Source organism: Hydrocoleum sp. CS-953, assembly GCF_002260545.1.
Classification (GTDB): domain Bacteria; phylum Cyanobacteriota; class Cyanobacteriia; order Cyanobacteriales; family Microcoleaceae; genus Trichodesmium.
In genome coordinates, this window is sequence record NZ_LGSU01001398.1 from 1 (window position 1) to 12,168 (window position 12,168).

The following is a 12,168-nucleotide window of genomic DNA, read 5'->3' on the forward strand; positions in this document are numbered from 1 at the left end:
TAATTATACAAAAGGATCAATAAAATATTTTAAAATACTAAATATTTGCTCCTCTCAAGTAATAATTTAGTAATAAAAGCAGTAGAAAATATTATCTACAGTACCTTAAAATACTAATATTTTCTACTCGTAATGAACATAACTGGGGTAAACATATTACCTACCCCAAAATATCAGGAACAGGCAAGATGCCTATGCTACCGTTTATTCGTGTCCGCTTTTCAATATTTAGACAACAAAATCTTCACTTCCTCCTCTATTTCCATATCCTTCATTGCTTCCCACTCAGCGCGACGAACGCCAATAAACGCTTGAGCTAATTCAGCTCCCAAAGCATTTTGCAGAATATCATCATTAAGTAACTGAGCGATCGCTTCTCCCAACGAACTAGGTAAAGCATCTATTCCCCTCTTTTCCCTTTCTTGAGGAGTCAAAATTCCTGGGTCAACCGCCACAGGTTCCCCAACATCAAGACCTCGGTTAATGCCATCCAAACCAGCAACTATCGCACTTCCCAAAGCTAAATAAGGATTAGCAGAAGCATCAACAGTTTTCAACTCAAAATGAGTGGGAGAGGGTGGAGCAAAATTACTCGGCACCCTGACAGCAGCTTCCCGGTTATCTAAACCCCAAGCACGAAAGGCACCACTCCAGAAATGGGGGCGAATGCGACGATAAGAATTAACGCTTGGAGTTGTCAGCGCCATTAAAGCAGGCAAATGCTCAAGAATTCCGGCAATGAAACTACGAGCAATTTTAGATACTTCCCCTTTTCTATCTGAGTCAGGAACAATATTTTCTCCTCCTTGCCACAAACTCAGATGTAAGTGGCAACCATTACCTGCTTGGTCAGCAAAAATTTTCGGCATGAAGGATGCGGTGAGTCCATGTTTGAGAGCTACCCCCCGCACTGTTTCCCGAAAAATCATTTGTCTGTCAGCAGCTTGTAAGGCGTCCGTATAACGGATAGATATTTCCTGTTGACCAGGACCAGACTCTGGATAATACCTTTCCACTTGAATTTCTTGAGCAGTGAGAGCATCCGCAATGTCATCAATTACGGCACAGTTAATATTCATCCCCAAGGTAGAGGCAAAAACTGTATCATCTGTAGGGGTGATACCGTCAGAGTTCGATTTGAGTAGGTAGAATTCGTTTTCAAAGGCGGCTTTTATTTGTAAACCTGCTTTTTCCGCAGTGGCGATCGCTCGTTTAAGAAATCTACGGGGACACAAAGACCAGGGAGAGCCATCTTTAAACAGATCCCCAACTACACTGACATGAGTAGGAANGGCAAAAACTGTATCATCTGTAGGGGTGATACCGTCAGAGTTCGATTTGAGTAGGTAGAATTCGTTTTCAAAGGCGGCTTTTATTTGTAAACCTGCTTTTTCCGCAGTGGCGATCGCTCGTTTAAGAAATCTACGGGGACACAAAGACCAGGGAGAGCCATCTTTAAACAGATCCCCAACTACACTGACATGAGTAGGAACGTAAGGTAATGTATGCAAGGTAGACCAGTCGGGAACTAACCAAGCTTCTCCCACCGGAGCGAGACCTGTTTCAGAAATTACGGCATCGTACATGACTGGCAATGCTTGTTGGGCAACTGTAATGCTGACTCCTGTGTAGAAGTGTTCTGGTAATACGTCAATATGGAATGCTTTGGAGCGGATGATATTGGCGTTATCACAGAAGAGAACGCGGACGAATTTTGTACCGTTTTTTTTCAGATGTTTAAAAATGTCTTTTGGTCGATTTGGTTTTTTGCTGTTCATGTTTTCAAGTTAAATTACTTCAAGAGCTTTTGACTCTTAATCTGACACAAACTATACTATATAGCAATCCGGGCTTATGTTATAATATTTTATCGTAGGGGTTTGGTCTCCAAACCTGATCGAAAATGGGATAGAGTTACTCTAATCCCTGTTACAAAAAAACTTCTGATGATTTCCCCTCCTGGGAGGGGTTAGGGGTGGGTTGAATTCTGACTTCTGACTTCATTTCAGAATGGGATTTGGAAACCAAACCCCTACAACTTTTTTCACAAATCATTATAGCAATCTGCGCTTATGTTGTAATATTTTATCGTAGGGGTTTGGTCTCTAAACCCGACGAAAATGGGATTTGGAAACCAAACCCCTACAGCTTTTTTCACAAATAATTTCATATTGCTATATAACTAAATTTAGTCAACTACCTCGAAAAAATTAACCATGATACAATTAATTTTTATTGTTGTTTTTAATTATTAAATTTATGGTTATGGATGAGGGAGTAATTAAATATCATTGTCATTGGATAAAAGGAGAATCTGTGGCGCTTGCTCGCCTGACTGATTTAATGAAAAAACGCGACTTAATGCGTTCCTTGGGATTAATTGGTGTTTACGAAAATGGTATTGGTTTTGGTAATGTTAGTCAGAGAATAAATAATTCTAATCAGTTTATTATTTCTGGGACTCAAACGGCTCATTTCCCAACTTTAAAACCAGAACATTATACAGTAGTTACTGATTTTAATATTGAGGAAAATAGTCTAACTTGTTGCGGACCTGTCAAAGCTTCTTCTGAGTCTTTAACTCATGCAGCTATCTATTATTATCGACCAGAAATTATGGGTATTATTCATATTCATAATTATCATTTTTGGCAAGAACTTATGTTTCAAGTTCCTACTGCTAATCCAGATGTTCCTTATGGTACTCCACAAATGGCAAAAGAAATGTTTCGTTTGTTTGATGAAGAGAATTTAGGAGTAGAAAAAATATTAGTAATGGCAGGTCACGAAGATGGAATTATTTGTTTTGGCAAAGATTTAGATGAGGCTGCTAATATTTTATTTAGTTTTATAGATACAGCAGATTCAAAGTCCAGTAGGGTGTGTTAGGCGCTAGCCGTAACGCACCACTATTAATTCAAAAATCATCTTAAGAAATTGATTACCAAGTAATTTGTGGGGTGAATTATGCTTCTATGAAAACTGTGCGTTACGTTTTCCTTTTCATGTCCCCCAGGGAAACGCACCCTACTAGACTGTTTACCTAAATTGAATTGTAAAGATTTTCTAAAGTTTTATTAGACGGTTAACAAAGTGAATCAATCTATAAAGAAGTTACAGCAAAAAATTACAGGACTGAAATATGAGTAGTGGAAAAAGTCTCCAGCCAACAAAATATGCTGAATATAAATATAACATTACTGCACCAGTTGATTTTGATGTAGCAGTGAAGTACGCTGGTGCATTAATGGCGATCGCTGGTGCCGATGGTGAGTTAGCAGAAAAAGAATTTCAATGGTATGTTGATGAACAACAACTATTAACAGTAGATTCTCAAGAATACNGAAATATGAGTAGTGGAAAAAGTCTCCAGCCAACAAAATATGCTGAATATAAATATAACATTACTGCACCAGTTGATTTTGATGTAGCAGTGAAGTACGCTGGTGCATTAATGGCGATCGCTGGTGCCGATGGTGAGTTAGCAGAAAAAGAATTTCAATGGTATGTTGATGAACAACAACTATTAACAGTAGATTCTCAAGAATACATTGAAACGCTTCGTAAATTCGATTGGAAAAATGCAAACATAGAAGAGTTATTAAGTGGTATCAGCTACGACTTTCCGATGAATTTTCGCCGAGTTATGTTGTATCAAGCTATAAAGATGAGTCGAGCTGATGGTACTTACCAAGAAAAAGAAAAAGCAGCAGTGGCNGAGTTATGTTGTATCAAGCTATAAAGATGAGTCGAGCTGATGGTACTTACCAAGAAAAAGAAAAAGCAGCAGTGGCTAAAGCAGCAGAAATTTTGGGAATTGAGCGTAGTATGGTTGTTAGTATTGAATCATTAGCTGAAATGGAAGATGCAAGTGAGCGACTGCGACTTGCTTTATTTGAAACTGATGTTTAATTATACTTGATATCTTTATTTATAGAGGATTTTGATCTAGTTGATTTATGACTAAATATATCAAAATCCTCTTGTACTCAAAAATATCTAACAGGATGAGTAGTCATATAGACCAAGAAAAGATAATTGAAAATTTTGACTGGAGTCAGCTTTCGTTAGAGAATTTAAACTTACTTAAATCGAAAATAAGCAAAACTATAAGTATTAAGAGAAGGGAGTTATTTTTGACAAATAATGCTAATATCAACCTAGTTGATTGGTATAAAGCAAGTTTAGCGAAAGTGTATCCTCATAGTCTGCGTAGCTCCCTGTTTAACTATGACAAGTGCGTTTTTGGAATTAGTTTGGGAAGCAAAAATNGAATTTAAACTTACTTAAATCGAAAATAAGCAAAACTATAAGTATTAAGAGAAGGGAGTTATTTTTGACAAATAATGCTAATATCAACCTAGTTGATTGGTATAAAGCAAGTTTAGCGAAAGTGTATCCTCATAGTCTGCGTAGCTCCCTGTTTAACTATGACAAGTGCGTTTTTGGAATTAGTTTGGGAAGCAAAAATTTTACTGATACCAAGCGAATTGAAGCTTGTATCAAATGGATTAGCGAAAATTTTAAGACTTGCCTAGTGCTGGTTACCGATAGTATATATCGACTAACAATGGAGGTTAGACAAGGGATAGAAGGAGATGAAGCTTGGTTAGAGGCAATTCGTACTGGAGAGGAGTTTGTTAATGAAAATACTTTGCTGTTTGAAAAATACTCAGAAAATTGTCGATTTGAGTTGAGGATGGCTTCAGAAATCCTAGAGCGATCGGACTTTAATATTTATTATGAGGAACTTGAGAACCTTTATCAAAAAAATGAATCTTTTCAAAGTATGGTAAAGTCTTTTGCTCAAAAATATCTTAATCAAGGTGAACCGATAGAAGTAGAAGAGCTTAAGCAAAAGCACCTGGCGATAATGTACTTGTTTGAGGAGTCAGCAATAAACGCCTGTCTTGTCAAAGAAGGATGGCTAGTTTTCGTTTATCCAGGATCAATCAAAACCTTTGAAGAGATATCAGAGGGACTACACCCAGAAGTACCTGAACCTCTCAAGCAAATGATCTGGGTAAGTCTGCGCCTCAAAAAGCGGAATGCTAGAAGTGGAAATGAAAAATGAGAATAAATGAGCGATAGCTTATTTTCCGATTCCGTAGGGACGTTGCATGCAACGCCCCTACTTATATCATAAACCGCTATAATTCAATAGCAAGTCATACAACACCCTCCGCTGTGACTCTCATCACCAGAATTACTTATCTACTTCACCATTTAGACCCACTTGCGCTCACTCTATCAATACTTCATTTATCACTCAAACACAACCGAAAAATCACTGAAATTTTGCTCACAAATCACAACCATTACCAGAAAAAACGAAGATGATAAAAAAAGTTAGTTCAAACACAGGAAATTTAAAACCATGAAAAACCAAATCATTGCTTCCATCGCTGCTATTCCTTTTGTTGTTGCTAGTACATTTGCTCATACTCAAGTTTCTCAAGCTGGTGCTTTAGCAGATTCCTTCCACTTCGACGGTGCTGATAACCCCGCTACAGTAGAATTAAGCCCAGAAAAGTCTTCATCTTCAACTCCCAACTCCTCAGATTTAGCTACTCAAAAATCTAGTCCAGTTGTGATTACACCACCAACATCAGGATGCAAAATAGTTACGGCTATAGTAGATGATCCTGAATCACCTCTGAATGTTCGTAGAAGTCCAGAAGTTAAACAAGGTAATATAGTTGGTCAACTTAACAATAATGCCTTTGTTTCTGTTACAGATGAACAATCTGGTTGGCTACAAATTAGTAATCCTGTTACAGGTTGGGTTGCCAAAAACAGAACTCGTAGCACCTGCGCGAGTGTAGATAAGACTATTACTTTTTCCCCGGAAAACGACACAGCTATTGTTAGAGGTGAGATTATTGGTAGTGGTAGTCATAACTACCGGGTTAGGATGATTCAGGGTCAGAGCCTAAGTATCAAAAATTCAGGAGATGTTTTTCCAACAATTATTGGTCCTGATGGCAAATTTATGGCAGTTGAAGGTAATGAAGAATGGACAGGTATTATGGCTGTGAGTGGGGTATACACTTTACAATTAGATTCTAATCTCCGTGGATATGAGTATGAATTTTCAGTGTTAATAGAAGAGGATGAGAATGTTCAGTCTAAATCTTCAATAAATTTTTAATTGTATTTCTATAGCGATCTTGGTTTTGGAGTGTTTAAGAAACCGGGTTTATGGGAAACGGATGTCAGTTTAGTCGAGCATTTCATATAAACCCGGTTTCTATATTTTTTTAGACCGAGATTTAATATTACTGCTATAAATATTCAGTAGTCAGTAGGAAACTGGTGGAAAATAAGCGATCACTTATTTTCCGATTCCGTAGGGAGGTTGAATGCAACATCCCCACCCTTCTTATATAGAATCCGCTTAAACAGTCGTCCGCAGCGACGATAGGAAGCAATCTTCTCAAACCCTGAGATTGCTATCCGTTCCGGAATGCTCCGCAAACCNCTTATTTTCCGATTCCGTAGGGAGGTTGAATGCAACATCCCCACCCTTCTTATATAGAATCCGCTTAAACAGTCGTCCGCAGCGACGATAGGAAGCAATCTTCTCAAACCCTGAGATTGCTATCCGTTCCGGAATGCTCCGCAAACCTTCCACTCCGTTTCAGTCGCTGCGGACGCAAGCTATAGTAATTATCCGGATTTGATATTACAGTTTAAGCTGCAGCTACTAAACCACTATGTCTTAACAAAGGTTCAGTATTAGGTTCCCGACCTCGGAAAGTTTTAAACACTTCCATCGGATGCAAACTACCACCCAATGCTAAAACTGTATCCCTAAACTGCTTACCACAATTAGCGATCGCCTGTTCATTTTCCAGACCAGCTTCTTCAAAAGCAGCAAAAGCATCAGCACTCAATACTTCTGCCCACTTATAACTGTAATAACCAGCAGCATAACCACCAGAAAAAATATGCCCAAACGCACATAAAAATGAATCTTCTGGCAATGGTTGTAAAACAGTAGTAGTTTGAGCAACACGCTTACGCACATCTACCACTGTTTCTTCCCCACCTGGTTGATAACGGTGATGAAGTTCAATATCAAGTACAGCAAAGTGCAACTGACGCAACATTGCAGTACCGCTCATATAATTTCTAGCAGCCAAAAGCTTCTGATAATAATGTTCTGGCAAAGTCTCCCCTGTTTCATAATGTTTTGCCATTCCAAATAAAGTGGAGCGATCGTAACACCAATTTTCCATAAACTGACTAGGCAACTCTACCGCATCCCACTCTATATTATTAATACCTGCTGCACCAGCATAGTCAACTTTTGTCAACATATGTTGTAAACCATGCCCAAATTCATGGAACAGAGTTTCTACCTCACCAAAAGTCATCAAACTAGGTTTACCATCTACAGGCGGTGTTTGGTTGCATTGCAAATAAGCTACAGGTAAACGTACAGTAGTTTTACCATTTTCGACAATTTTAGCCCTGTTGATACAGTCACCCATCCAAGCACCACCTCGTTTTTCAGCGGGGCGACTATAAGCATCAAGGTAAAAATAAGCAATAGGTGTTTTATTTTCATCACTAACTTGGAAATAACGCACATCCTCATGCCATATTGGTGCTTCCCCATCTACAGCAGTAATATTAATACCAAATATCCGCTTGACCAAACTAAATAACCCATCTAGAACTTGTGGTAGTGGGAAATATGGTCGCAACTCTTCTGCTGTAAAGGAAAATTTTTCTTCCCGCAGTCTTTCTGACCAAAAACTGGTATCCCAATGTTTAAAGTCATTTCCTTCTGGAGCATTTTTGCTACCAGCATAAGCTTTAAGCTCTTCTAAGTCTTTGACAGCAGCATCATAACTCACACTGCGTAATTCTTCCAATAATTTTTCTACTGCTTCCACACCTGGAGCCATTTTACTGGCGAGACTTAGTTCTGCATAACTATTAAAGCCTAAAATTTCTGTTTTTTGTTGCCGTAGCTCCAGAATGCGTTCAATTAAAGGATAGTTGTTTAATTCTTCACCAGAAGCACGACTAATAAAAGCTTTATACAGTTTTTCTCGCAACTCCCGTTTTTTATTGTGCTGCATAAAGGGTACAAAACTAGGATAGTCGAGGGTGATGCGCCAGGGTCCGTTTTCTGGAGTAGCGTTTTCGGCTCCATCGTCTCTGGCGGCTTGAGCTGCTAAACTTAATAAACTGGGTGGTAAACCGTCTACTTCTTCTTTTTTAGTTAAGGTTAAGCTAAAAGCTTTGGTTGCATCAATAACGTTATTAGAAAATTTGGTAGAAAGTTCTGCTAGTTCTAGTTGAATGGCATTGAAGCGTTCTCGTTTTTCTCCTTCTAAACCTACTCCTGAAAGTTCTGCATTTCTGATGGCAGATTCAACTATGCGTTTTTGTCCTGAGTCTAAGTTTTCCCAACTATCACTATTGTTTAAATTTTTAAAGGCTTGATAAAGAGGTTGACTTTGATTTAGTTTGTTAGTAAATTCTACTACTTTTGGTTGTACTTCATTATAAGCTTTTCGCAGTTCAGGACTATTTTTCACTCCCATTAAATGTCCTATTATTCCCCAACTCCAAGTTAAACGGTCTTCTAATTTTTGTAGAGGTTCTACTAGGTCATTCCAGGTCGGTTTAACTGTTGTTTCTAAGTTGATTAGTTCTTGTTCTAATTCTGTCAGTAGTTCTGTCATTGCAGGTACTACATCTTCTGGTTTGATAAATTCAAAAGGGGGGAGTCCTTTACCAATTAGTAATGTTTTTTTTGTAACTGTTGTACTAGCAACCATACGCCGTTTATCTCAATTTCCTTATCATTTTATTTTTGATTTAAACATTGTAGCGTAATTAGAAAAGAAATCATATTTTATTTTACAAATCATTAAATTTTTNCAATTAGTAATGTTTTTTTTGTAACTGTTGTACTAGCAACCATACGCCGTTTATCTCAATTTCCTTATCATTTTATTTTTGATTTAAACATTGTAGCGTAATTAGAAAAGAAATCATATTTTATTTTACAAATCATTAAATTGATTATTTTTTTGGTATTTAAAGTTATGAATAATACCAATTAAATTAGAGAATTTCCTCAAACAAGAATTTGTTTCATTAATTGATAATATAATGTCCGGTTGAATAGTTATAATTAAAGCTTGTAGAATTGCTCTAGCCCTATCTATCAGTTCGGGCTAGAGCAAAACTACAAACAAAAATTTTTTAATCACTCATTATCCCAACATGATATAATGATTGATTAATGACCAAAAAATAAGGTCTCAAGCCTCCCCTTGGATAGGCCAGGGCTGTTTCAAAGTATCGTGAGTTAACAATTTAAGGAGAACTAGAGATGTTTAGGATCATAAAATAGAGAAATTAGCCAAAATTTGCCTATTTTTCAGCCTCGGAGTGTCATGAAACTCTGTCTAAATGTCTGGTTCAATTCCCTCAAATAACAATAATTCGTATTTTTAACCTTTAAGAATAATTGATAAATTTGGGGAAAATCTAGGGTAAAGCGTGGAAAATTCTCCCCTGCTCCCTGCTCCCTGCTCCCCTGCTCCCCTTCTGTCTTGACCAAGAATGAAACAGCCCTGCCCTTGGATAGGGGATGAAAGAAAATAAACTTCAGTATTTCAAGGCTCTGGTTTTCCTGCGGAATGCTGCGCAAACAGCCAGAGGTACTGATAACGCAGTTACGACCATAGGAGGCTAACTGATAACTGAAATGACAATCTATACCAGAAGTTAAAAGCTTATTCAAACACGAAAAAGCAATTTTTATATTCTTACATTATCAATTATCCATTATCCATTATTTAAAGAGACTGTATTAATTTTAGATTGCAATAAGTTATACCTTTAGTATCTCCATTTAGAGTAGTAAATGGTTTTTCTGGTTCTCCTAAATGATTTAATACTAGAGTCGCCCCAGTAAAATATTGATTACGAGTATAATCATTAACCGTCACAATTGTTTTTAATCCTGTTTGTAAAGCAGCTTGTAAACCATGATGTGAATCTTCAAATACTATACAATTATGTGGTTGAATATTCATTTTTTCTAACACATAATAATAAATATCTGGTGCAGGTTTCTTTGCCGGAACTATATCTCCTGCAGCAATTATTTCAAACCAAGAAATACTTTCCTTTCCCAAGGTATGCTCTAATAATGCCGTCACATTTGGTAAAGCGCTAGTAGTAGCGATCGCTAACCGTATTTTATTAGTTCGTGCCTCTTGTAATAATCTTTTTACTCCTGGGCGTAATGGTATAGCACCTGTTCCTAATAATTTTTGGTAATAATTTGTTTTACTTTTGTGTAGATTAGAAATTAATTCTGGAAGTGGAAGTGATGATGAAAACTTTGGTTGATACTGATTAATATAAAAGTTAATCCGTTCTTTGCCACCAGCGACTGTTAGTAATTTTCCATACAAAGAAACTGACCATTCTCAGTCTAACCCCGCTTCAGCAAAAGCTTGATTAAAAGCAACTCTATGGCCATCTCGTTTTGTATTTGCTAAGGTGCCATCAACATCAAATATTAGGGTAAACGGTTCAGTCATTTCAGTTATTAGTTAGCCTCCTATGGTCGTAACTGCGTTTTATCCTGACGGACTGCTCCGCTTTCCATGTCGCTCCGCGTTAACGTTTGCGGAGCATTCCGGAACGGAAAGTTGTGCGGAACGCTAAACAGTTATCAGTATCTCCTGGAATAGGAAAGCTTGAAATACTGAATTTTCTTTTTTTTTATCCCCTTTGAAAAGGAGAATATTGACCTAATTTTATGATATAGTTTACTGAAAAATTCAGGTATAAAGCCTCTCCATTCATGGAGAAAAAAAAATTCCTTTAGCTCAGTTATCTTCTTTATAAGAAGAGGTAATTATTAGCTAGCTATCAGCTTTTCCTAACCGAATTCTCCGCAAACAGCATTTAGCTGTCAGCTAAAAATTCGAGGGTTTAAGTCTTACACAAGAGTTTAAAAAATTAGTGGTGCGCTTTTTTAGGGGGGGATTAATCCTCAATTATACACCTTTAGAAGCTGATTGCTGAAGTGCTGAGTGCTGAGTGCTGAGTGCTACTTCAATTATTAATTATTAATTATTTTAAAACCTACCTTCAGATTGTTTTACCGACTCCCCTCTAACTTCTCTGACAGGTTGTTTGGAAATTAGGGACTGATGAGATGATTGGCTAGAATAATTTGTATGTTGTAATTGCCTCACAAGTGTAATCAGGCGTTTCAAGTGAGGTTTCACCACCTGTGTATTTTCTATTTCCAGATCGTCAATTTTGGCCTTAAGTTGAGATATATCTGCTTGAGGTTCCTTGGCCAACTCTTCCATATCCCTTTGCAGATTGGCGATCGCTTCCTCAATTACCAAAAGACGGCCATTTACTATTTCCCAATCATCTGTAGTCAGAGCTTTTTTATCTACAGATGCTAAACTTTTCTGTACAGAAGAGGCTGAGTATTCTAATGCACTTAGTTGCTGTTGTATTTCTGAGTCTACAGCTTGTGTCGATCCAGTAGAGAATTTTTCACGAACTGATTCAATTTCTGTAGAAAGCTGTTGACGTAGTTTCACTATTACCTTTACAGCATTTTTTTCTAGCTTTTCTACTGAGCTTTGAATTTCTCCTATCTCAGACTTTTGAGATAATATCATCTGCTGTTCAAATCGGTATCTATTAGCCACATTCAGAGATATGGCCAATGTCATAGGGGCTACTGCGTAAAATGCTTGTCCCGAAGCTGCCACCCCAAAAGCACCCAATGCCGAACCTATTATACAAGCATACTCTGCCAAATTGAGCCAATGCTTTTTGTAAAAAGTTTGCTTCACAGCTCTCCTTAGCAATGAATCTCGATTTCGTTCCATATTTAGTAACATTTGTCCACAAGCATTTTCTGTTTCATTCTATTCATTCTAGAAGTATCGGCACTATCTATAATTCTTTGTGGATACGAGTAATATTATACCATTGACATTTCCCGAATTAAACTATTAATCTGAAACCTATAACCTACAATCTTCTCTAACTATAGTTTTAAATTACCCTATAATCTCCAAAAAAATCAGGTTAATCCAATGAAACAAATCAAGTCTATTTTTAGTGTAATATTGTTTTTTATTCTCCTCCTAGGAG

Annotated in this window: 7 protein-coding genes and 2 pseudogenes; 4 read left to right on the plus strand and 5 right to left on the minus strand. The window is 37.3% G+C overall.

Going from position 1 to position 12,168, the window contains the following annotated elements:
- Positions 1-221 precede the first annotated feature (221 nt).
- Together AFK68_RS27850 and AFK68_RS27855 are read right to left on the minus strand one after the other, a co-directional pair.
- Complete coding sequence (locus AFK68_RS27850; protein ID WP_371357597.1) at positions 222-1,235, minus strand: glutamine synthetase family protein; 1,014 nt, start codon at positions 1,233-1,235, stop codon at positions 222-224.
- A 57-nt stretch (positions 1,236-1,292) separates the two neighbouring features.
- A pseudogene (locus AFK68_RS27855) lies at positions 1,293-1,778 on the minus strand (glutamine synthetase); the annotation flags it as partial.
- A gap of 481 nt (positions 1,779-2,259) precedes the next feature.
- On the opposite strand from AFK68_RS27855, the gene AFK68_RS27860 reads away from it, so the two are divergent.
- From AFK68_RS27860 to AFK68_RS27880, 4 genes and pseudogenes are all read left to right on the plus strand, one after another.
- Complete coding sequence (locus AFK68_RS27860; protein ID WP_094676915.1) at positions 2,260-2,889, plus strand: class II aldolase/adducin family protein; 630 nt, start codon at positions 2,260-2,262, stop codon at positions 2,887-2,889.
- A 253-nt stretch (positions 2,890-3,142) separates the two neighbouring features.
- Positions 3,143-3,343: pseudogene (locus AFK68_RS40000) on the plus strand (hypothetical protein); the annotation flags it as partial.
- A gap of 1,050 nt (positions 3,344-4,393) precedes the next feature.
- Entirely contained in the window at positions 4,394-5,074 is a 681-nt protein-coding gene (locus AFK68_RS46730; RefSeq protein ID WP_371357598.1) for a tRNA-dependent cyclodipeptide synthase, read from the plus strand.
- 303 nt (positions 5,075-5,377) lie between these two features.
- Positions 5,378-6,151: an SH3 domain-containing protein gene (locus AFK68_RS27880; protein WP_094676909.1), complete on the plus strand. Its 774-nt coding sequence runs from the start codon at positions 5,378-5,380 to the stop codon at positions 6,149-6,151.
- A gap of 541 nt (positions 6,152-6,692) precedes the next feature.
- Here the strand turns inward: AFK68_RS27880 and AFK68_RS27885 are convergent.
- The 3 genes from AFK68_RS27885 to AFK68_RS27895 form a co-directional block, all read right to left on the minus strand.
- Positions 6,693-8,798: a M3 family metallopeptidase gene (locus AFK68_RS27885; RefSeq protein WP_094676911.1), complete on the minus strand. Its 2,106-nt coding sequence runs from the start codon at positions 8,796-8,798 to the stop codon at positions 6,693-6,695.
- A gap of 1,029 nt (positions 8,799-9,827) precedes the next feature.
- Positions 9,828-10,451, minus strand: a complete 624-nt coding sequence (locus AFK68_RS27890) for an HAD-IA family hydrolase (protein ID WP_371357596.1) — start codon at positions 10,449-10,451, stop codon at positions 9,828-9,830.
- A gap of 672 nt (positions 10,452-11,123) precedes the next feature.
- Positions 11,124-11,912, minus strand: a complete 789-nt coding sequence (locus tag AFK68_RS27895; protein ID WP_210407658.1) for a hypothetical protein — start codon at positions 11,910-11,912, stop codon at positions 11,124-11,126.
- Between the last annotated feature and the right edge of the window lie 256 nt (positions 11,913-12,168).